Raw genomic sequence first — 22,635 nt, 5'->3', positions numbered from 1 at the left:
TGGCATTTTGATATCTAGAGTCAACTTTGAGACATTAGATAAACCGGGAGATTAATATTAATATTTCCCGGTTTATTGGTCATTATTTTCTAATCTATTTAATGATGCGATCGCTTATCAAACTTATTTTTGATATTATTATATAAATGGGTTTTCTTGGTTCTTGGCTTTAACTAACTCAAGGGCTATTACAAAGCATAATTTGTTGATTATTTAATCTATCTTTAGTTAGTTTTCGTGCATCAATCGAGGGCTTAAAAAGGTTTTAAGACTTTGATGAAATACAAAAATGTTCGCCAGCACAGTGAAGAAGACTGTGGAGCTGCTTGTCTTGCTACTATTGCCAAACATTACGGGCGTAGTTTTACCCTCAACCACACTCGCGAAGCTGTAGGCACTGGGCAATTAGGGACTACATTGCTGGGTCTAAAGCGGGGAGCAGAGGCTCTGGGTTTTAATGCTCGGGGAGTCAAAGCACCACTGGAGATGGTAGACAAGGGTGAATTGCCACTGCCAGCAATTATGCATTGGAGAGGCATTCATTGGGTTGTTTTGTACGGTAAGCAGGGTAGGAAATATGTGATCGCCGACCCAGCTGCAAACATCCGTTATCTCTCTAAAAAGGAGTTAATGGAGGGTTGGATAAATTGGGTGATGCTTTTAATTGAGCCAGACTCAGTTCGCTTTTATACTCAAGACGATGAGAAGATTAGCGGTTTTGAGCGATTTATTAAGCGCGTGTGGCCCTATCGTGGCATCATCTTACAAGCTTTGCTTTCAGCCCAAATAGTCGGTCTGCTTTCTTTAGCTTCTCCATTTTTGATCCAAATTCTGACAGATGACGTGTTAATCCGGGGCGATATAAGACTGCTTAATGCTGTAGCGATCGCTGTTGTGGTAATGTACGTTGTTAGCAGTAGCCTGGAATTAGTTCAATATAACCTGATAGCTCATTTTGCTCAACGCTTAGAGTTAGGGTTAGTGCTGGAATTTGGACGACAAATTCTGCGATTGCCGCTGATTTACTATGAATCCCGTCGCAGTGGTGAAATTGTCAGCAGGCTTCGAGATATTCAACAAGTTAACCAGCTAGTTTCACAAGTTGTTGTCAGTTTACCAAGTGAGTTGTTTATAGCAGTAATTTCTTTAGGCTTCATGCTATTCTACAGCAGAAAGCTTACCCTCATTGCCATCATTATTGCTGTTTTAATGACGCTATCTACATTTATTTTCTTCCCTACTCTCCAGCAAAAAGTTCGTAGTATATTGGTTTTGGACGCACAAAACCAAGGCGTTATGGTAGAAACTTTTAAGGGTGCATTAACACTCAAAACTACAGCAGCAGCACCCCAATTCTGGGAAGAATTCCAAAGCCGCTTTGGCCGCTTGGCAAACCAAACATTCCGCACAATTCAAATTGATATTGTTAACAACAGTTTCTCAAGGTTAGTCTTTAGAATCGGCAGCGTTGCCTTGCTTTGGTTCGGTAGTAGTCTCGTAATCAGCAGGGAATTAAGCATCGGTCAACTGCTTGCCTTTAATGCTATGAATAATAATTTTCTATCTTTGATTGGTACGCTTATCGGATTTGTAGATGAATATACTCAGGTTAAAACAGCTACTGAGCGTCTGGCAGAAGTTATTGATTCCACTCCTGAAAATCAAGGCGATATTAAAAAGCCTTTTACTCAAATTCCAGGCGATGCAGACATCATTTGCACAAATCTCAACTTTCACTACGCTGGCAGACCTGAGTTACTAGAGGAATTGTCCCTCAGACTTCCTGGTGGTGAAGCGATCGCCCTGATTGGTAAATCAGGTTGTGGTAAAAGTACCCTCGCTAAAATGATTGCTGGTTTATATCAACCTCAGTCTGGTAATATTCGCTTTGGCATATATAATCTGCAAGATATATCCTTAGATAGCCTCCGGCAGCAAGTTATCCTTGTTCCCCAAGAGGCCCATTTCTGGAGTCGCTCGATCATTGAAAACTTCCGCTTGGGTTGTCCCCATGCGACGTTTGAGCAAATTGTCCAAGCTTGCCAAATTGCTGAAGCTGATGAATTTATCAGTAAACTACCAGACAAATATCAAACTGTATTAGGTGAATTTGGAGCAAATATTTCTGGAGGGCAACGTCAAAGACTAGCGATCGCCAGAGCAATAGTAACAGATCCCCCAGTCTTAATTTTGGATGAATCGACTGCTGGACTCGATCCAGTGAGCGAAGCACAAGTCTTAGATAGGCTCTTGTATCATCGGCAGGGCAAAACCACTATTTTGATTAGCCACCGTCCTAGAGTAATTAACCGTGCTAGCTGGATTGTGCTACTGGATCAAGGCAAGTTGCTTCTCCAAGGCACCCTAAAAGATTTACTCTCCAAATCCGGAGACCATTTAGATTTTTTGACGCCATAAAGCGTGACTCAGTAATACCAACGTGAGTCTGGAGACTCACGTTAATATAAAGTTAGGAATATCCGCTGAACCTAGGGTATCTCGCGGAACAGAAAGATGAAGATTAAAAAAAAAGAAATGTCTTGCGCCAATCACTGACGGTTTTCCGTTACAGTGGACGGGCTATAAGCCTAGTATGGACTACTAGCCGATCGCTTACTATTCTTCTGGCTAGTTTAACAATAGTTGCTGGTCTTTTACCGGCGGCAATATCCTACATCAGTAAATTAATTGTTGATGCAGTGGTATTTGCCTCTCAAGCTAGCTCACAAAATAATGGTTTTGTCAATATTTATCCGTCTCTATTTTATGTAGGATTAGAAGCGATCGCTGTAATTTTACTAGCAGGCGGTCAACGGGGAATCATCATTTGTCAATCGTTATTGCGGGCGCTACTGGGTCAAAGGGTAAATGTACTTATCTTAGAAAAGGCGCTGACACTGGATCTCAGGCAGTTTGAAGATTCAGAATTCTATGATAAATTGACCAATGCCCGACGAGAAGCATCAGTTCGTCCCCTTTCTTTAGTAAACCGCACCTTTGGGTTAGTGCAAAATGCTCTTTCCCTGTTCACCTACGGTATTTTGCTAGTAAATTTCTCAATTTGGGCGGTGCTAATGCTGATTTTGGCAGCTATCCCTGTATTTATTGCTGAAACGAAGTTTGCTGGGGAAGGCTTTCGCTTGTTTAGTTGGCGTGCAGCAGAAACCCGTCAACAGCACTACTTAGAAAATCTGCTAGCAAGAGAAGATTTTGTCACAGAAGTAAAACTCTACCAGTTGGGAGAGATGTTGCTAGGACGTTACCGCAACCTGTTTGATCAACTCTATGGCGAAGATCGTGATTTGACTTTACGGCGAGGAGTGTGGGGATATCTCCTGAGTTTAATTAGTACTGGCGCTTTTTACCTAGCTTATGCTTGGATTGTCCTGGAAACAGTGCGAGGTAGGATTTCATTGGGAGATATGACAATGTATCTCACTGTATTTCGCCAAGGACAGTCTACTTTCTCCAATGCCCTCACCTCTATTGGAGGGATGTATGAAGACAACCTATATCTATCAAATCTCTACGATTTCCTGGAAGAGAAAGTACCAAAGTCTTGGGGTAAAGCAACTATTGGTTTAAATCCGCAAGATGGTATCCGTTTCGAGAACGTATCATTTACTTATCCAGGAAGTTCCAAGCCAGCGTTGACAAACATTTCGCTACACTTGAAACCCAGAGAGAAACTGGCAATTGTGGGTGAGAATGGTTCCGGTAAAACTACATTAATCAAACTACTTACCCGACTCTACACCCCCGACTCTGGGCGAATTTTCTTAGATGGCTTGGACTTGCAGGAATGGGATGTAGATGTGCTGCGGCGTCGCATTGGTGTAATTTTTCAGAACTTTGTCCGCTACCAGTTTACTGTTGGGGAGAATATTGGCGTGGGCGATGTAGAACATCTTGAAAACAAAAACCGTTGGGAAACTGCTGCTGAAAAAGGCATGGCCCAATCTTTTATTGACCAATTACCCCAAAGCTTCCAGACTCAACTTGGTCGTTGGTTTAAAGGAGGACAAGAACTTTCTGGGGGACAGTGGCAGAAAATTGCTTTGTCTCGTGCTTTTATGCGATCGCAAGCAGATATCTTGGTGTTAGATGAACCAACATCAGCAATAGATGCCCAAGCTGAGTTTGAGATTTTCAATCATTTTCGCGCTATTACTCAAAATCAGATGGTACTTTTGATTTCCCATCGCTTCTCAACAGTACGAATGGCTGACAAAATTTTAGTAATAGAAAACGGGGAAGTTATAGAACAAGGAACTCACGAAGAACTGTTACAGCTAGGAGGACGTTATGCCAAATTGTTTCTGTTACAAGCAGCTGGTTATCAGTAGGAAAAGAAGCTTGAAATCTTTGTAAATTGAGATAGCGATACCTAGGTTGGGCTGCGCCTACGCTCACTTTCTACAAAGCACATAGCACCTCTATCAAACCATGTTAACCTGTTCGGTAAACGTGGGTAAAATCTCTTTATTGCCTAGACGCTCCGTATCGTTAAACATTGTTACCCGATAGAACTATGCAAATAACACAACAGCGATACTATACCCCAGAGGAATATTTAGAGTTAGAGGAAGCTGCTGACTACAAAAGTGAATACATAGACGGACAAATTATTCCTATGGCAGGTGGAACAATAAATCACAATCGAATCTCGTTGAATCTAAGTGCTGCCTTAAATTTTGCGTTTCGCCAGCAAGATTACGAAGTTTTCATGGGTGATATTCGTCTGTGGATACCCCAAAAGCTTACCTATACCTATCCAGATGTGATGATTCTGGCAGGTGAACCAGAGTTTTTTAACAACCGGAAGGATGTAATTCTTAATCCACAGATTATTGTTGAGGTCTTATCAAAATCAACGAAAGGCTACGATCGCCAATATAAATTTGAAGCTTACCGAACTATTTCTACCTTTCAAGAATATCTGTTAATTGACCAAACAAGAATTTATGTAGAGCAATTTTCTAAAATTGGTAAAAAGCAATGGACGCTTCGTGAATATGATGAAGAAGATGAAGCGATCGCACTTGTAACCGTACCCTTTGAGATTTCACTACAAGATTTATACAACAAGGTGAAGTTTGAGCCTGTTGAGTCGGAAGGGGAAAGTGCTGATATTGAGGAATTAGGGTAAGGTGCGTAGGCATGGCCCATCGTTCGGGTCTCGCAGAGAAGATATCGTATAATTTATCTGACTTGACAAAGGCCTAGGCGTAGACCGCCGCAGGCATCGCTTGTTTTTACTCAAGTGATAACTGTTAAGAGTGCTTATACTAATACTAGTCATTAACTCTTTGTTGTCTCCGGCTAGCAAAATTATGTTGAAGACGATAAAAATAGAGAATTTCCGTAGTTTCCAATCTTTCGAGCTTCAGCAGCTTGGTAGAGTCAACTTGCTCGTTGGTAAAAACAATATCGGTAAAACATCAATACTAGAAGCTATTCAACTTTTATGCTCACGGAATAATCTTGATCCACTACGTCAGACAATGACTAACCGGAGTGAATATTTTTTTGATGATGAGCGTAGTGAACGTAGGTTAAGGTTACCTCAAGCTCAAGACCTTGATGTTCGTCATCTTTTTTATGGTCACGAGATTGAACTGGGGAGTAAATTTTCAATAACAGGTACTAATGGGAACATTCAAGAGGAGCTTATTGTATCAATAGAAGAACGCAAAATTTCTTCAAAAGAGCCACTTAGCTCATCGCCTGAGTTTCTATATGATGAAGTTCCAGATGCATTAAGAGAACTAGATTTCAATATTAAGTGGAATTATGGACGAGAAGAAAAGCCTTGGAGACTACCGCTATCAGCTAATGGCGGACTTCCTATAGAGGATTATACTCGTCAATTGCGTAGAGAACCTAAAAATTCATCACCAAAAATACAATTTATAACATCATCTTCTTTAGGAACTGAGAAGATGATTGAACTATTCGATCAGATAGTACTAACGCCTGAAGAAAAACTTGTAGAGCAAGCACTTAGTAGAATATACTCTAAAATTCAACGGATTGCTCCAGTTAGTTCTCGAAAGTCCAGGTATTCCTTAGATTCGCGGGGCGGTTTTTTTGTACTTCTTTCTGATAGTAATCAGCGTGTACCAATTGGCAGTATGGGTGATGGTATTTGGCGTATCTTAGGGCTTGCACTAGCTATAGTGTGTGCTAAAGATGGATACTTGTTTGTTGATGAGATTGATACCGGACTCCATTTTACAGCGATGTCTGATATGTGGAAACTGATTTGGGAAACAGCCAAAAGATTAAATGTGCAAGTTTTTGCAACTACTCACAATAGTGATTGTTGGACAAGTTTAGCCAGTATTGCAGAGCAGGAAGATGTAACTGAGGAGGGTATTAGAATTCACAGAATTGAGAAAGGTAAAGAAACAAGTATAGTATTCACTGAACCTCAAATCATCATTGCTGCTGAAAGAGAAATTGAGGTACGTTAGTAATGGCAAAAGGTTATGAGCCCAAGAAACTGTTAGTAGAAGGGCCGGAAGATTTACGAATTATACCAGAATTAATAGAAAAAAACGGAATTCGTTGGGGTGATAACAAAAGGGAAGCAATTGTATCAATACAAGATTGTGGAGGTTATGAAAACATTAATGCAAACCTTATCTCTACTGAATTACAAGCATCAGGACTTACCCATTTAGGCGTGATAATAGATGCAGATGACGATTTACCTGCACGTTGGATAAGTATCAGAAATGCTTGTTTGCCAAGTATCCCCGATCTTCCTGAAGAAATATCAGAGACAGGACTTATTCACGTTACAAAAAGTGGAATTAAGTTTGGTATCTGGATTATGCCAGATAACCAAATGAGAGGTATGTTAGAGAGCTTTTTAGCTTATATGATTAGAGATGAAAGCGAAACTATTTGGCAATATGCTCAGGAAGTAGCGCAAGAAGCAAAAAGCAAAGGAGCATTATTCAAAGATTCTTATTTTGATAAAGCTAAAATTTACACTTGGCTAGCATGGCAAGAAGAGCCAGGAAGACAACTGCATCAAGCTATAAAGTATAAAATTCTGAATCCTCAACATCCAAAGGTGCAGACATTTTTAAACCATGTTAAAAATGTCTACAACTTATAATATTATTTTGCTATTTTCAAAAAGCGACCGCCCCCTCCCCACCATCCCCCAATAACTTCGATAAAATCACTATGGTGCTACTTAACCCTCCCTAAATCTGATGAAAAGCGATATCTCCGATGGGCTACGCCTACGCCCTTTTTCCCAACCCTCCCTTCAACGCCCTGAACTACTCGCGCCAGCAGGTAATTGGGAATGTGCAAAAGCTGCTGTGGAAAATGGGGCAGATGCGATTTACTTCGGTTTGGATCGCTTCAATGCCAGAATGCGGGCACAAAATTTTACTGAGGCGGACTTACCCCAATTGATGACATTTCTGCACCGTCGCGGCGTAAAGGGTTATCTCACTGTCAACACACTAATATTTCCCAAAGAACTAGCAGAAGCACAGCAATATCTCCGCACAATTATTGCAGCAGGTGTAGATGCGGTGATTGTTCAGGATGTAGGTATATGCCGTCTCATCCGTCACCTGTCGCCCGATTTCCCCATTCACGCTTCCACGCAGATGACGATTACCAGCGCAGCTGGAGTGGAATTTGCCAAGTCCCTCGGCTGTCAATTGGTGGTGCTGGCGCGTGAATGTTCTCTTCAGGAAATCAATAAAATTCAGCAGCAGATTGCCCAACAGGAAACTTCGCTGCCCTTGGAAGTCTTTGTTCACGGTGCTTTGTGCGTAGCGTATTCCGGTCAGTGTTTGACTAGCGAGGCTTTAGGCGGACGTTCTGCCAACCGAGGTGAATGTGCCCAAGCTTGCCGGATGCCCTACGAGTTAATCGCGGATGGGGAAGTTGTGAATTTAAAAGAACGCAAATATTTACTCAGTCCTCAAGACCTAGCAGGGTTAGATGTTTTGCCAGATTTGGTGAAATCAGGAGTAACTTGTCTCAAAATTGAAGGTCGTTTGAAAGCCCCAGAATATGTTGCTAATGTCACCCGTGTTTATCGCCAAGCCTTAGATGGGGTGATGGCGGAATTGGAAAGACCTAACCCCCTAACTCCCTTCCCTACAACAGAAGGAGGAATAAAAGCTCCCCTCTCCGAAACGGAGTGGGGCTGGGCGAGAGGTCAATCAAATCAAGAACACTACAACCTAGAAATGGCATTTTCTCGCGGACTCTACACGGGCTGGTTTGGCGGGATTAATAATCAGGAACTAGTTCACGCCCGCTTTGGTAAAAAACGTGGGGTTTATTTAGGTGAAGTCAGCCGCATTCACAACGAACAGGTAACAGTCAAACTGGAAGCGCCTGTAAAACCGGGAGATGGAATTGTGTTTGACTGCGGTCATCCAGAGGCGAAAGAAGAAGGCGGCCGGGTTTATGCTGTGGTGTCCAAAGGTAAAGAATCTATCCTGTCCTTTGGGCGAAATGACTTAAACTTGCGCCGAGTGCATATAGGTGATCGCATTTGGAAAACCAGCGATCCAGAACTTGATAAGCAACTGCGTCAGAGTTTTGCAGGCGAGAATCCCCAATTTCAGCGTCCGATTGATGTAGAGGTTTATGGAGAAATTGGTCAGCCATTGATTGCGATCGCTCGTGATCAACTCGGTAATATTGTAAAAGTAGAGTCTGCAATTTCTTTGGTGGAGGCGCACACCAAACCCTTACATAAAGACCGTTTACAAGAACAATTCGGTCGTCTCGGTAACACACCTTTCTTTTTAGAAAGACTAACCAATCACCTTAGCGGTGCCATTATGTTGCCCGTAAGTGAGTTGAACCGGATGCGGCGGGAAATTGTGGTGCAGATGGAAGAATTGCGAAGTCAACCCAAACGTTGGCAATTACATTCTGATGTCTCTTTTCAAGACCTATTACCCTCCTCATCTCCCTTATCCCTCTTATCTCCTTCACTCATAGTCTTAGTACGAAACCTCAAGCAACTCCAAGCCGCACTCAAAGCTGGTATTGAAACACTGTACTGTGAATTTGAAGATCCCCGCGCCTATCGAGAAGCAGTGCAAATGGTGCGCCAACAACAGCAAAAAAACAAAGCAGACAATTCTTCACTTCTAACTCCTAACTCCCAACTCCCCACTCCCCACTCCTCGTTTCCCACAATTTGGGTTGCACCACCCCGAATTACTAAACCGGGAGAAAATTGGATTTTGCAACAAGTACGTGCCTGTGAGGCAGATGGCTATCTGATACGGAACTATGATCAACTGCAATTCTTTGCCCAAGACCGTTGTATCGGAGATTTCTCACTTAACGTTGCTAATGCCTTAACAGCAGACTACTTTCAGCAACACTTTGCTTTGGAACGACTCACGGCATCCTATGACCTGAATATTACCCAACTACAAGACCTGCTCACCAGTTGTCCGCCCCAGTGGTTTGAGGTGACGATCCATCAGCATATGCCGATGTTTCACATGGAACATTGTGTTTTTTGTGCCTTTCTCTCGACGGGTACAGACTACACCAACTGTGGACGACCTTGTGAAAAGCAGGAAGTAAAATTAAAAGACCGCGTTGGCAGCGAACACGTCCTCAAGGCGGATGTAGGTTGCCGCAATACTGTATTTAACGGTACTGCTCAAACGGGAGCAGAGTACGTACAGCGCCTCATAGAATTGGGATTAAGTCACTTTCGCATCGAGTTTGTGAATGAAACCCCAGAACAAGTGCGTAAAACAATAGATTGCTACAATCAACTACTGCAAGGTGAGATTACAGGTTCCCAACTCTGGCGTGAGTTGAAACTGCAAAATCAATTGGGCGTAACTCGTGGCCCTATGGGAGTGTCTGCACTGCGGTCATAAAAGAGGAAAGGGGCAGGGGGAGGAAAATTTATTTTTTGGAGTTCCCTAATAAATCTGTGGTACAAAAAACTGTTCATTCAGGGGTGGTCTGACATAGGTATCAGCAGGCTTCCTGGGGGACAGTTCTAGAGGTTGGGGGGTCATATCCACGTAGGGAATCTTACTGAGGATGTGGTAAATACAATTCAGGCGAGCACGTTTTTTATCGTCTGCTTCAACGGTGAACCAAGGTGCTTCGGGAATATTAGTGTGGGCAAACATGACATCCTTAGCTTTAGAGTATTCTACCCAGCGATCGCGCGATTCGAGATCCATTGGACTTAGTTTCCACCGTCGTGCTGGATCAGTGGTTCGGGATTGAAAGCGCCGTTCTTGCTCATCATCGCTGACAGAAAACCAATACTTCAGTAGAATGATGCCCTCACGTACCAACATCCGTTCAAATTCTGGACAATCTTGGATGAAATTGTTGTACTGTTCTTCTGTGCAAAAACCCATTACATGTTCTACCCCAGCACGGTTATACCAACTGCGATCAAACAAAACAATTTCACCCGCAGCTGGCAAGTGAGTCACATAGCGTTGAAAATACCATTGGGTCTTTTCGCGATCGCTAGGCGTTCCTAAAGCAACGATCCGGCAACCACGCGGATTCAACGGCTCCGCAATCCGTTTAATTGTACCCCCCTTACCTGCGGCATCCCGTCCTTCAAAAAGAATCACGATGCGGGCACCTGTAAACTTCACCCAATACTGCATTTTCACCAGTTCTAATTGCAGCTTGGCTATTTTTTTTTCGTAAAGCCGACTGGATAATTTAGAACTTCCTTCACCTTCACTCGTGTGTTTTTTGAATTTTTTTGCGGTCTTTTTCTGGGCTTTTAGCTTTGCCATCGGAGATTCTGTAGCTTTTTTAATCGGATTTCCATTATCTTGTTCGGTGTTCATAAACTTTTTTGCGGTTAATGTTTAAAGACGATGAGGCAATAAATTTCAAGCATAACTGTCGAGAGCAAAGCAAGGTTGCTGGGATTGACACGAGTCAACCTAATATCTTGTAAAACAGCATATGCAATTAGACGAAAAGCAAAAAGCCATTAATTATCATCAGCAAGCGCTAGAAATATATCGCCGAAACAAAAGATTTATCTAATCAAGCAATCACTTTTATTATAGTAAGCTCAATTTATGTTTAGATAGGCGATCATTCTTTAGCATAAAAATATGTTTAGCAAGTATTAGAGTTACAAAATGATACGAAACAGCAAACTCTTTTCTGTCATGATCTAAATAAGAACGACCATTATTATTTATGAGTAATATTTCCTTACCCAATAATCATTGGAATACTGCCCTTTACCAAGATAAACACGCCTTTGTCTGGCAGTATGGTGAAGACTTACTAAAATTCCTCAACCCTAAACCAGGAGAATGGATTTTGGATCTAGGCTGTGGCACTGGACAACTCACAGAAAAAATTGCCCAAGCTGGGGCTGAAGTACTGGGAGTTGATCATGCACCCGCAATGATAGAAAAGGCAAGGCAAAACTATCCCCATATCCGCTTTGATGTTGCTGATGCTAGGAACTTTCGAGTAGATAAGCCATTGGATGCTGTATTTTCCAACGCTGTATTGCATTGGGTGAAAGAAGCAGATAGTGCGTAGTTTACCGCCGCAGGCATCGCTTCCATACATCAAGCACTAAAACCTGGAGGTCGTTTTGTGGCAGAATTTGGTGGTAAGGGAAATGTGCAAGCGATCGCCACAGCTCTAGAAAGCGCCTTAGAAGCACTTAATATTTCTGCACAAGGCCTAAATCCTTGGTATTTTCCTAGTATTGGCGAGTACGCCAGCTTACTGGAACAGCAAGGCTTTGATGTCATTCATGCCATGCTTTTTGCTCGCCCAACTCCTTTAGCAGAAGGAGAAGCAGGTATGGCAAACTGGATTGGGATGTTCGCCAGTGCTTTTTTAGTAGGGCTAACTGATGAGCAACAAATACAAGTAATTCGCGTCGTGAACGAATATCTCAAGTCGATGTTGTATCAACAAGGAATTTGGACAGCAGATTATCGAAGAATTCGCATCGTTGCCATTAAAGTTTAAATTGTGCGAATTTTAACTTATGCCTTAATTACGAATTACAAATTATTTATGATACCTAAATTGTGCGATCGCGCTACAGCCCTTTGGGCATCCTACGACAGGCGTTGGCGCAGCCATCGTCAGAGATCATTTTCATTATTATTAACCATTAGCCTCACAACTTTATTAGTCCGGCCCTCACTAGCGCAAACCCCCCTAATACCGTCGCCTTCTACTGCGCCTCTGGAACTAGATTTATTGACCAAGCCAAAAAACTATGTAATCACAGCTAACACAATTAATCCAGAACGATTAACCGTTCCCAGTTTATGGTGGGCACAACAAAACTCTGAGGGAAAGCTATTGGATAATTGGATAGCATATCCAGCTTCTGAGAAAGAGCCTGCAAGAGTAGACTTGCTCGTGAATCAGCAAATTTGGAGCTTACTAGACTCTATACAGCGCTACGAGTTCGTCAATCGCTTGGGTAGCGCTGCACGTAACTTTGGCTACAACGTCCGGGTATTTAATTATCAAAAAGAACCCTTGGCAACCTACACTTGCAACTTTAGTACAAGTCCAGCTTCATGCAGTATCCAAACGAATCTTAAGAACAAGATAGGGTTACAGCGTTCTTTGTAGAAAAGGGAGTGGGAATGGGGGGACAAGGAGAATAACCAACCATACCCAATCTCCAATTCCCAATCCCCAATTCCCAATTAAACCTTAATTTTGGCGAATAAAGACTCGTATTGTTTTATTGCAGATGGTAGTAAGGGAAGCAAAAATTCGCTTTTATCAAAAACTTCGCCATCGCTTTGCAACAGACTCCGTAATGGTTCTTGGATATCAGAAGCGACAATATTTGTAGAAATTGGCGAATTACTTTTGGTCAGCACCGAAATTTGTTTAGCTGTGCTTGGTTGCCAACAAAAATCAATCCATTGAACTGATAAAGTATCCTTAGTGATACCTGCGGGGCGTACCCACAAGTCTGCCCAGATTGCTGTTCCTGACTGGGGGATAACTACGGCAAGTTGCGGATAACGTCCCAGAAGTGGCAATACATCGCTTGACCAACCAACCGCTAGCCAAGTGTCTCCCATAATTAGAGGTTCCAAGTAGTTATTGGAACTGTATAATTTCACCTGTTGGTTTAATGTCTGTAATTCCTTTTCCAAGTCGGGTACTTGGTCAAGATTCTCTGTATTATAAGATTTTCCTAGCTTCTTTAAAACCAAACCAATAACTTCTCGTGGTTGATTCAATAGGGAAATGCGCTGCTGCACTCCATCTCGCCACAAATCACTCCAATCTTTAGGCGTCCATCTCAATTTTTGAAACTTGTCACGGTTATAAACAATCACCGTGCTACCCCACCGATAAGGCGCACCCCACACCTTTCCTTGAGTATCTAAGTTACCTTGGTCGTTGCGCGTCACCACTTGTTTCCACCTTTCATCTAAAGCAGACCACTGCTTTAATTCGTTTCCCTGTGCCTCTTGGAGTGGTTGAATCAGTTTTTGCTCAATAGCTGCTTTTAGCCAGTAATCTCCCAACGTCACTAGGTCTGCATCAGCCGATTTTTGACCTTGCCTAAAAGGTATAAAGCGCCTCCATCCCTGTTCATCGGTGGCTTTTGGTTTCTGCTGCCAATTTTGTAATTGCTGAAATAAATCTTGTATCTGCTCAACTGGAGCAAACTTTAACTGCACCTGTTGCTGCAAACCTTTTTGGAACTGATTAACAACCTGACCAGGTATAGAACCTTTTAATAACTGTACTTTGAGTTCCCTCTCATTGTCTCCACCACAGCCAAAAAGCACTTGTGAAAGTGCCAATGTACTTGTACCTAGCAAAAAAGACCGTCGATCCATTGATTTTGGATTTTGAAATTTTAGATTATACCTAATATTAAGCAGAGATTTACCAGAGGCTGACTATTTGAAAAAGTGGAATTGGAAAATTACCGATATTTTTTCTTGTTAATACCCATAATCTTGAAAATTTGGCTTAAAATAGCGCATTTTTCGGCAAATAAATAGCTAGAGATTAATTTTTATCCAGAAATTTCCTTAGTGATACTTATGGTCAAACTTTGCTTATATTTAGAAATAATGATTTAAATGTCACTTTTCCACCAAAAATTATCAATACTTAAATAATCCATAAGTATTGTTAACCTTGAGACTAAATTGAATAACATATAGAAAATGTACGGATGAGGGTATTAAATGGAGCCATTACAGAAGCAAATCCTGATTTTAAGCGAAAAACTGGATGCGCTCTGCCAAGTGATTGAGCAGCTTGATGGTAAAGTCGCTCAAGCTTTCTCAGAGTGTTCTTTAGCAAATACACAAGCAAAGCATAATGAGCAAGAAAATGGCGCAACTGGTGGCTACCAGTTCAGACGTAACAATTTAAATCCAGAAATGGAACACAAGGATGTCTTGATAGATGGCATTTATCTAGATATGCATCGTCAAGGTGGAGATAATATAACACCAGAAATTCAAATACAACGACTCACAGCACAATTAACAGCAGCATACAATCGCATTGCTGCCTTGGAAGAACAATTACTCAAAGAGAGAATTCATTAAATTTCCTGCTACGTAGATAGACAGGCTAGGTTTAATTCCCCGCAGCAAGCAAATCTGATTAATTTCTTGCTAGTACTTGATGACAATCTTGGAAGTTTTTAATCAAGTGTAGAGGAAGCCAGAGTCTTGCCAAATTTAATTAGCTATTAATTAATGAAATGCTGTACTTAGCCGTTCAAGTTGGGCTTCAATAGCTGCCAAAAGCTGGTGTTGCTGCCAATTTTGGCTAAGATGGGCGGCTATGCAAGCCGCTCCAGCGCCCATACCTTCTTTCACAAAGCCCTGCTCATAAGCTCTCAGTTGGGGATAACGAGAATCAGCAAAGCTCAAATGAGTTGCTAATAAGGGAGGGGTTTCTCCAGTCTGAGTTAAGTTACCTTTTCCTAAGTTGAGGGCTAAATCAACTGTAGCGCCAGTAGGGTCTTCTGCTACCCAGCGAGTTGTGCCCACAACTACTTCTTCTGGTTGCCATGATAAGGCATAAGCTTGAGCGATCGCACTTATTAGCGCATAAACCGCTAGCATTTGCGTTCCACCAGCAAGCATTACACCACAACTACGACTAGCAGCGATCGCCATCCCAGCTACCACTACTTGCATCGGATCACCCACAGCAGCGACGAGTTGCAAGGGGTTAACTGGAAAAGATGAGGAGGATAACGAGGACAAAGTAAAATTTTCTTCCCCTGCTCCCTCATCTCCCCCTGCTCCCTGCTCCCTGCTCCCCATCATCTTCTCCAGCCCAGCTTGCACTAGTGCCCATTTTTGCACGTGGTTACAAATAGGGTGGCTACTGTTGACTTTTCCGGCAGCATCTATACCCAAAGCAGTTAAGATTGCCAAGGCAGTTGTAGTACCTCCGACGACGCACTCACCGATTATTAGATACCCCTGTTGGATATTGGCAGCAAGGCGTTCTCCCCAAAGTAGCCCTTGTTTAAACAAGTGGTGTACTGTTGTTATTTCCATAGCAGCACCTCCACTTAAACAGTGAGCAGGAGCGCCACCTAAATCAATTGCTGGCACAGCAGGAGGCTGGGGTAAACCAGCATTAAACAAATGAACTGGTATATTTAGTGACTCAAATACAGCGCGAGAAATCAGCACAGGCGAAGCCCCAGCAGCTAATGGTGGTAGGGGATATTGGGCTTTATGTTCTGGGCCATAGTACAAAAACTCAGCATCGGCACAAGCAGTATATTTCCGATCTTCTGGAGTGCGACCTGCTGCTGAAATCCCTGGAATTAAACCAGTTTCAGTAAATCCTAAAACACAGGCAAATATGGGTAGAGAACCACTATACCGTCGTAGCCATTCTTCACCCTGTGCTTTTTGGGTATAAATACGAATTTGGGAATTGGGCATTGGGAATTGGGCATGGAGCATTGGTGATTAGTTAGGACTCATTATTTAACCAAGGACAAATGACTAATGACAAGTGACTAATGACCAATAACTATCCTTCATAATCTATGAGAACTTGTACCCAGCGTGGTGGACGGGGAATGGGGTTACCCAGACGATCAAAAAGCAACCATGATGCTAGGTGTACCAAAAAAAGGTAAATAAAGTTGTTGAGTAAAATTAGACCGATCACCACCACTTGAATCAAAAACACACTGGGACTCGCCAACAAACTCAGCCTCAAAAATACCCACTCTATGATCCTAGTCGCCTGGGTAATTCCATAAATCCACAAGTCCTCACCCGACAGAACAGACAGCAACCACAGCCGAAAAAAGACTCCCAAAGCACCCAACAACGTACCCAAAGTGATAGAAACAATCCAGGGAACACGACGATACCATGTCGCTCCCAAAAGCACACCCATGAACCCGTAGGGCATGACAAACAGCAAACTGCGGGCTGGCCCCATTAGTACCGTCAGCAGTAAGCCGGAAGTGAGTGCTGCCATCCATGCCGCACGCCTGCCCCAACGCAGATAAACTAGAGCGATCGGCACCGGAAAAAATATCCGTAAAACTGGACCTAAGGGAAAGTAGAAATTAATAAACCAAATCAAGCTCGCAGTACTGGCTAAAAACGCCGTTTCCACCATCCTCAAAGGCGCATCAGCCTTGATTTGAGGAGGCATTAACTGCTGTTCTTTGTCTAACCAATGATTGTGGGGAGTTGGAGACTCAGGGGATGGATTTTCCTCCGGCTCGTTTGGCAGAGAATCTAAAATACTCATATCTGACAAGTTTTTAAACTATCATTCTTTCTAAGGCTGACAAATCGGGAATACAAATAGTGTCTTGATCCCGTTTAATCAAGCCTTTTTTTTCTAGCCTTGTCAACACTCGTGTCACAGTTTCCCGCGCCAGTCCGCTCAAACTACTCAATTCCCGATGAGGTAAATTGGGGATTTCGATTCCTGTTTGCCCTTTTTTTCCCTGTCCTTCTGCCAAAAATAGCAACGTATCTGCCACTCGTGACTGGCTATCAGATTCCCGCAACCTCAATCGGCGATTTACTTGCCGCAACCGTCGTGCCATTAGTTGCGCCAATCGAACTCCCGCCAAGGGTTCTATATGAAGTAACTTGACAAAATCCTGAGCAGGCATACTACCAATTACCGTTGGGGTCAAGGTAATCACATCTGTGGATCGAGGAACTTCATCTAGCGCTGCCATTTCACCAAACAATTCCCCTTTGCCAAGAATATTCAGCGTTACCTCTTTTCCTTCCAGATTGTAGGTGCGAATTTTTACCCATCCGTCCAAAATAAAATACACAGAACCACCCCAGTCATTTTCCAGTAGAATTACCTGATTGGCTGGGTGAGTGCGGGTAGCAAGATGGCTCAGGGCTGATTCCACAACAGTTTCTGGCAACCCTTGAAAAAAGGGAGCCGACGACGTGATCATCCAGGAATTAGCCTGTGCTTGCAAGCTATATCGGTCTTCCATTACGACATCTTTAATTGAAGCTGCTATATACACACGAAAAACAAGACCGCCATTTTCAGCTTAAGCTATCAAAGCACAGCTCCCTTTTAAAAAGAAAACTAAACTATGCTAAATAAGAAAGCGACAAGAACGTTTTTCTAAATAATCTTTACCTATAAGTGTGAAGTACCCACCATTAAAACAAAGTAGTGTTATGGCGGGGGACTGAGGCCGAATTTGGTAAACTAACACATACTAACCGCTAGGCGGTATAGTCTAAGTCCTAATTCATCAGGAATAGACTACCGAACTCCATAGTCCTTATTGGTATTACATTCCCTCCTCTTGTTAGGAGTCCTAATTCCCAAGATCCAAATCTTTCTCTTGCAATGTGTACCGATCAGCTTGGTTTTCGCTTACGGCATTGATGGTTGTCGAGCGGAGTCGAAATATGGGCAAGATATAAAATCATACCAGAAAAAGAGTTTGTTTTCTCCATGTCCTCTGACCTCTTGCGGGAGCAAAAAGTTATCGGCAGTGGTCTTGGGGTTTCTCCCATCAGAAAGTGGCGTCGGCAGAGGCGACTTAAAGAAACTGCTATCCAATCACTCTCCTATCAGGTAAGCGAGAGACTTCTGCTAGTTTAGTTAAAAATATAGGCAAACAATACTAATGATACTAAAGGGAGTAAATTATTGCTCAGGTATTTTAGCGATTTTCAAAAATAGGCAACTTAATGAGCTGCAAAACAAAGCTTCTTAAACAAACGCTGACTGAAGATTGCCACGACTCCCAGTAATCCATAACATAATGACAGTCACAAGCACAAGCAGCGGCTTTTGTCACTCAAAACTTCTCCTATGGGAGACGCTGCGCGTAGCAAGATACCCGTAGGGGTACGGTGATTGTAAAGTAATTGTCACATTAGGTGACAGACGTTTTTAGGTAAGGTGATAAAAGTGACTTCCAGTGCAGATGAAATTCAAAAGCTGATCGCAGACATTGACAACTTACTTGCCAGTGGTGGCAAGCGCCTGTCTAGATTTCTGCCTGGTCAGGCGCAGGAGCATAAAGAGGTTTTAGAACGAATTCGCAACTTCTTGGTGAAACTACAAGAAAAAGAAGCATTAGAGAGCGACATCTCAGATCAATCTTCTGAAGAACCGCCATCGCCTTTATTCACAAAATTTCTTGACCAAGATAATAACCAGTATCCATTACCGCCGCTCGAATTCTATCAGGAACAGAGTACTGTTGGGGCAGAACAATTAAAAAGTGAATTTTCGAGCTTGATCCAGCCATTGCGATCGGAATTAGAATTGCTCTTGCAAGAGCGAGCCACTCTCGTACAGGAAATTCGGCAGCTAGAGCAAAGACGATTGCAAAATTACTCCTTAGCGCAGCAGTTGACAAACCAAGAGCAGGTGATTACCGAGTTTTTACAGGTACTCATGAGTCGTCTTGTGCCAGCTTTAACACCACTAGCACAGACGTGGGAAAATTCCGCCAGTTCTTCAGGAGAAAATACTGCAAACTCAGAACCAGCAACTTTTGCAACTCAACCTTTATTAGAATCACCAGACCGTGTGGAGCGCTTAACGCAGCTGGCTAGGGAGTTGGATCAACACCTATTATCATTAGATGGGACTGTAAATGTAGTATTTGAAGCACTACAGCGCAACATTAATACTTATGACGAATCCCTGTCGCAAGCGCTGGCAAGAATGCATAGCAAGGGAATGCAAGGCGAACAGTTGATGGGCAGCTTTATCAACAATTTGACCCAGCATTTGCAGCAACAATCCCCAAGTTCCCAGCCATCTTTCCTTGAGGTCGAATCTGATACACAAGCATCATTGGTTGACTCAGGCGAGATTCCTGCTGGAGTTGCAGCCCAACCCTTGGAGTTTCTACAATCAGAAACTTCATCTTCAGTTACAATTAATTCTGAGCAACAGGAGACTACTCTCACAGAGGATTTAGATGCAGTGATGTTACAGCTTGGCTTAGACTCATCTGAATCTTCTGAAACCCCGACGGAATTATCGCAAGATATTTCTGCGTTAATAGGTGATGAAGTAGATCAGCTTTACGCCAGTTTGTTTGGTACTGGTGATGTTAATAATCCAAGCCTTGAGGTTGCCACTGCCTCAGAATCAACGTTGAACATCGCTGAGAATTCATCTGTCCCTGCAACTGTGAATTCTCCTGTTGTGACATCAGATATGGGTCTTTCATCCCAAGAGACTTTAGTAGAAACCACAGATTCATCATCGGAAACACAGGAAGAACTATTTTTTGCAGAGGAGACTGACCTAAACTCGCCTCTTAGCAACTCTCTGCCACAAACAGACAGTTTTCCCGCGCAAATCGACACTCAGCCAGCTAGTGTTGATACAATTAATACCCTAACTGACCTATTGCCTGATGCAGGCGATGATCAGGAACTGCTAGAAGTGTCATTCTCTGCGGAGGATGCCACAACTACAGCACCAGTTACTCCAGAAGCAGAGGAATTTGCGGAAATTGCGTTGGCAAAGCCTACCCAAGGTATCGCCACACCAGAAGTATTAATTAATGATGATCAACCAGAACCATCTTCAGATAACTACATTGCTGCTTCGCCACAAGAAAATTTGCTTTGTGTTGAGTCAAACCAGGCTCCAGCCATACTTGATATTTCTTTAGATGAAGAACAGTTGCAGCAATTAGATCGGGATTTGGCTAATTTTGATCAGCAGCTAAATTCTGAGTCCCAACCAGCTAACAACTTGGATATTTTCTCAGAACTAAATGATAAAACTCAAGACACAATCTCCACAACTTCCCCTGAAACGGAAACAGAAAATCTTCAAATAGTAGAAAATAGCTCAACTGCTGCTTTCTCCAGTTTGGCAGTCCCCCAGGTAGAAACTGAACGAAAAAAGGAAGTTATAACTCCTGTTGAAGAAAGTTCTTTACCTCCAATTTCTAACTCCATCAATAATCCAGAATCGCTCAATGTTCTAGAATCAGTCTGGTATTTAGGAATTGATTTAGGTACAACAGGAATTTCTGCCGCATTATTAAATCGCTCGACTTTTGTTGTACATCCTATCTACTGGTCATCAGAAAATCCGCCGGGAACAACTTCCTTTCAACAATCATTTCGTTTACCAACAGAAGTTTATCTACCTACAGCTTCTGTTCCCCACGGAGAAAACGAAAGTATTGAAGTACATGAACAGACAGCACCTGCGGCTGTTGCCCAAGATAAAGTGCCCGATCGCTCGGCCACCACTCCTGTAACACGGAGATCAACAGCAGATGCAAGAAAAAATAATCTCTACTCGGCGCAGTTAAAGCCCTATTTACAAGTAGCCATTCCCTACAAGAGTGAACGACAGAAATGGGAACCTGTTTTGCAATTAAATGAATTTTCGGCAGGCCCTTTGATTTGGATTGTGCGATCGCTCTCTAAGCTACTATTAACCCTCAAATCCGAAAAAACTTGTACCACCCCTAGTTTAATGGCTGCTGCTGTGGGGATCAGCGAACAAGATTTTCCCAAGATTATCAATAATATTGCTGGTGTAATTTGCACATGTCCATCTAGTTGGTCGGAATCATACCGCTTCAATGTACGGGAAGCTTTACTCACCAGTAAACTCATCCAACATCCGCAGCAAGTCTTTTTTGTAGAAGAAGCGATCGCTAGTTTACTCCCAGAACTCGATGCTGCTAACGGTGAGCAAGTAAAATTAAGCCAACCTCAGGGTTCTTATCCTGCAAAAACCAGCGAACATCCCATTGTTGGCAATACCCTTGTCATTAACATTGGAACATCTACCACAGAAATGTTGCTGGTTGATGTCCCAGAAACATTGGTGCAATTGACATACAATGATTTCATGCTCCATAGTTTTGCCTATGCTAGCAAGGGAATTGAACAAGATATTATCTGCCACCTGCTATTGCCACCGAAATCTCGGCAATCACGCCAAGAAACACCAAGCGATGGCAAAACTATTATCAGTAATCCTTGGCAATGGCAACCGTCAATTCCCGGTTTAGACCAAATGCGTTGGCAGAGTTTAGGGTTGGAAGAATTAGAACTACCAAGAGTCGGGGAACCAGATATCACTGCTCGGATTCGCCTCCAGCAGCGTCTAGAAAGTTCTCTACTGGGACAGGCGGTATTAGATGCCGCCCTAGCTCTAAAGCTGATTTTGCAACACCAAGATTCTTTTACCCTGGAATTGGCCGATCAGCAATGGATTTTGCAGCGACGAGACTTAGAAAGCCACGTATTTGTCCCCTTTGTGCGTCGCCTAAACCGAGAACTCAACAAGTTGTTGGTAGCTCGTGGCATCCCCACAGAATCCATTAATCAAGCGATTCTGACTGGTGGGTTGGCTTGTGTCGGGACGGTAAACCGATGGCTACGGCAAAAACTCCCCGGTGCCAAGATTATTCAAGATTTATATCTCGGCGAAAACGGCGCTCCCAATTGTAGTCGGGTTGCTTATGGTTTAGCGATGCTGCCTCTGCATCCCCAGATATTAGATATACCCAGGCAACAATACACTGATTATTTCTTATTTACAGAATTGCTGCGGCTGCTACCAGACCGAGCTTTATCTTTTGGTGAAGTTATCCAGCTATTTGAGGGTCGTGGGATCAATACTCGCACTTGTCAGCAACGCCTGCTGGCTTTTTTGGAAGGTGAACTACCTTCGGGTTTGATACCTTCAGTTACAGATTCAACTTGGCTCACTCAGAGTTCGCAAGAAAATCCTGACTATCAGGCGATCACTACAGCACCACTTTTTGAAAAACAAGGGAGTCTCACTTATCGTCCCAATTCCCAACAACTGTTATCTTTGCGCCGCTATCTAGATGCGATCAAAGCTAGTAATCAGCAATCACTGGAGGAACCATACTTAGTGAATTTTGCTTTAGAGGTTAATCATTGAGATTAATGCATCACGGATGTGTCTTTCTGAGTCGGTCACATCCTGATGGGCTTTCTGCTCTCAACACTGTAATATTTTAAATGTGTATCCAGAACACTATATTTTTATTAGATGAAAAAAATACTGTAACTTTACGATCTACCACCTTAATTGAAAGATTTTGTAAACTTTAGATTTTCGGTTTTTATATTGTTCAACTTT

At 42.7% G+C, this 22,635-nt stretch carries 15 protein-coding genes and 1 pseudogene; 11 read left to right on the top strand and 5 right to left on the bottom strand.

Features of this window, described 5'->3' with window-relative positions; all coding sequences use genetic code 11:
* Positions 1-276 precede the first annotated feature (276 nt).
* The 6 genes from H6G26_RS15445 to H6G26_RS15420 all read left to right on the top strand — a co-directional run bounded on the left by H6G26_RS15445 (position 277) and on the right by H6G26_RS15420 (position 9,899).
* On the top strand, positions 277-2,418 hold the full coding sequence (locus tag H6G26_RS15445) for a peptidase domain-containing ABC transporter (RefSeq protein ID WP_190730092.1): 2,142 nt from the start codon (positions 277-279) through the stop codon (positions 2,416-2,418).
* 122 nt (positions 2,419-2,540) lie between these two features.
* On the top strand, positions 2,541-4,346 hold the full coding sequence (locus tag H6G26_RS15440; protein ID WP_190730091.1) for an ABC transporter ATP-binding protein: 1,806 nt from the start codon (positions 2,541-2,543) through the stop codon (positions 4,344-4,346).
* 185 nt (positions 4,347-4,531) lie between these two features.
* Positions 4,532-5,149 (top strand): Uma2 family endonuclease, encoded by a 618-nt coding sequence (locus H6G26_RS15435; RefSeq protein ID WP_190730090.1) that lies wholly within the window; start codon positions 4,532-4,534, stop codon positions 5,147-5,149.
* 184 nt (positions 5,150-5,333) lie between these two features.
* Positions 5,334-6,476 carry an ATP-binding protein gene (locus tag H6G26_RS15430; protein ID WP_190730089.1) on the top strand — a complete coding sequence of 381 codons (1,143 nt, stop codon included), beginning with the start codon at positions 5,334-5,336 and terminating at the stop codon, positions 6,474-6,476.
* 2 nt (positions 6,477-6,478) lie between these two features.
* Positions 6,479-7,129 carry a DUF3226 domain-containing protein gene (locus H6G26_RS15425; protein WP_190730088.1) on the top strand — a complete coding sequence of 217 codons (651 nt, stop codon included), beginning with the start codon at positions 6,479-6,481 and terminating at the stop codon, positions 7,127-7,129.
* 100 nt (positions 7,130-7,229) lie between these two features.
* Entirely contained in the window at positions 7,230-9,899 is a 2,670-nt protein-coding gene (locus H6G26_RS15420; RefSeq protein ID WP_190730087.1) for a U32 family peptidase, read from the top strand.
* 45 nt (positions 9,900-9,944) lie between these two features.
* Here H6G26_RS15420 and ppk2 read toward each other — a convergent pair whose 3' ends face one another.
* Entirely contained in the window at positions 9,945-10,847 is a 903-nt protein-coding gene (gene ppk2 / locus H6G26_RS15415) for a polyphosphate kinase 2 (RefSeq protein ID WP_190730086.1), read from the bottom strand.
* A gap of 364 nt (positions 10,848-11,211) precedes the next feature.
* Here ppk2 and H6G26_RS15410 point away from each other — a divergent pair.
* Together H6G26_RS15410 and H6G26_RS15405 are read left to right on the top strand one after the other, a co-directional pair.
* Positions 11,212-12,006, top strand: a pseudogene (locus tag H6G26_RS15410) (class I SAM-dependent methyltransferase).
* A gap of 48 nt (positions 12,007-12,054) precedes the next feature.
* On the top strand, positions 12,055-12,627 hold the full coding sequence (locus H6G26_RS15405) for a hypothetical protein (RefSeq protein WP_242053728.1): 573 nt from the start codon (positions 12,055-12,057) through the stop codon (positions 12,625-12,627).
* Positions 12,628-12,704: 77 nt separating this feature from the next.
* Here the strand turns inward: H6G26_RS15405 and H6G26_RS15400 are convergent, their stop codons facing one another.
* Positions 12,705-13,862, bottom strand: a complete 1,158-nt coding sequence (locus H6G26_RS15400) for an extracellular solute-binding protein (RefSeq protein WP_190730085.1) — start codon at positions 13,860-13,862, stop codon at positions 12,705-12,707.
* 357 nt (positions 13,863-14,219) lie between these two features.
* Here H6G26_RS15400 and H6G26_RS15395 point away from each other — a divergent pair, with 357 nt between their 5' ends.
* Entirely contained in the window at positions 14,220-14,588 is a 369-nt protein-coding gene (locus H6G26_RS15395) for a hypothetical protein (protein WP_190730084.1), read from the top strand.
* A gap of 150 nt (positions 14,589-14,738) precedes the next feature.
* Here the strand turns inward: H6G26_RS15395 and H6G26_RS15390 are convergent, their stop codons facing one another.
* From H6G26_RS15390 to H6G26_RS15380, 3 genes are all read right to left on the bottom strand, one after another.
* Positions 14,739-15,953: a nicotinate-nucleotide--dimethylbenzimidazole phosphoribosyltransferase gene (locus H6G26_RS15390; protein WP_190730083.1), complete on the bottom strand. Its 1,215-nt coding sequence runs from the start codon at positions 15,951-15,953 to the stop codon at positions 14,739-14,741.
* 91 nt (positions 15,954-16,044) lie between these two features.
* The gene (locus H6G26_RS15385; protein ID WP_190730082.1) at positions 16,045-16,782 is read right to left on the bottom strand and encodes a DUF2232 domain-containing protein; all 738 of its coding nucleotides are present in this window, start codon (positions 16,780-16,782) and stop codon (positions 16,045-16,047) included.
* 13 nt (positions 16,783-16,795) lie between these two features.
* On the bottom strand, positions 16,796-17,500 hold the full coding sequence (locus H6G26_RS15380) for a Crp/Fnr family transcriptional regulator (protein ID WP_190730081.1): 705 nt from the start codon (positions 17,498-17,500) through the stop codon (positions 16,796-16,798).
* Between the two features lie 476 nt (positions 17,501-17,976).
* On the opposite strand from H6G26_RS15380, the gene H6G26_RS15375 reads away from it, so the two are divergent.
* Positions 17,977-18,126, top strand: a complete 150-nt coding sequence (locus H6G26_RS15375) for a hypothetical protein (protein WP_190730080.1) — start codon at positions 17,977-17,979, stop codon at positions 18,124-18,126.
* A 312-nt stretch (positions 18,127-18,438) separates the two neighbouring features.
* The gene (locus H6G26_RS15370; protein WP_190730079.1) at positions 18,439-22,434 is read left to right on the top strand and encodes a hypothetical protein; all 3,996 of its coding nucleotides are present in this window, start codon (positions 18,439-18,441) and stop codon (positions 22,432-22,434) included.
* Positions 22,435-22,635: the final 201 nt, after the last annotated feature.

Source organism: Nostoc sp. FACHB-888 (assembly GCF_014696655.1).
Lineage (GTDB): Bacteria > Cyanobacteriota > Cyanobacteriia > Cyanobacteriales > Nostocaceae > Nostoc.
The sequence above is the reverse complement of the archived record's forward strand: the minus strand, read 5'-3'. Positions and strand labels throughout refer to the sequence as shown.

Coding starts and splice junctions, on each gene's coding strand:
- H6G26_RS15445 (WP_190730092.1), top strand. CDS start 277: ATGAAATACAAAAATGTTCGCCAGCACAGTGAAGAAGACTGTGGAGCT.
- H6G26_RS15435 (WP_190730090.1), top strand. CDS start 4,532: ATGCAAATAACACAACAGCGATACTATACCCCAGAGGAATATTTAGAG.
- H6G26_RS15430 (WP_190730089.1), top strand. CDS start 5,334: ATGTTGAAGACGATAAAAATAGAGAATTTCCGTAGTTTCCAATCTTTC.
- H6G26_RS15425 (WP_190730088.1), top strand. CDS start 6,479: ATGGCAAAAGGTTATGAGCCCAAGAAACTGTTAGTAGAAGGGCCGGAA.
- H6G26_RS15420 (WP_190730087.1), top strand. CDS start 7,230: ATGAAAAGCGATATCTCCGATGGGCTACGCCTACGCCCTTTTTCCCAA.
- ppk2 (WP_190730086.1), bottom strand. CDS start 10,847: ATGAACACCGAACAAGATAATGGAAATCCGATTAAAAAAGCTACAGAA.
- H6G26_RS15405 (WP_242053728.1), top strand. CDS start 12,055: ATGATACCTAAATTGTGCGATCGCGCTACAGCCCTTTGGGCATCCTAC.
- H6G26_RS15400 (WP_190730085.1), bottom strand. CDS start 13,862: ATGGATCGACGGTCTTTTTTGCTAGGTACAAGTACATTGGCACTTTCA.
- H6G26_RS15395 (WP_190730084.1), top strand. CDS start 14,220: ATGGAGCCATTACAGAAGCAAATCCTGATTTTAAGCGAAAAACTGGAT.
- H6G26_RS15390 (WP_190730083.1), bottom strand. CDS start 15,953: ATGCCCAATTCCCAAATTCGTATTTATACCCAAAAAGCACAGGGTGAA.
- H6G26_RS15385 (WP_190730082.1), bottom strand. CDS start 16,782: ATGAGTATTTTAGATTCTCTGCCAAACGAGCCGGAGGAAAATCCATCC.
- H6G26_RS15380 (WP_190730081.1), bottom strand. CDS start 17,500: ATGGAAGACCGATATAGCTTGCAAGCACAGGCTAATTCCTGGATGATC.
- H6G26_RS15375 (WP_190730080.1), top strand. CDS start 17,977: ATGTCCTCTGACCTCTTGCGGGAGCAAAAAGTTATCGGCAGTGGTCTT.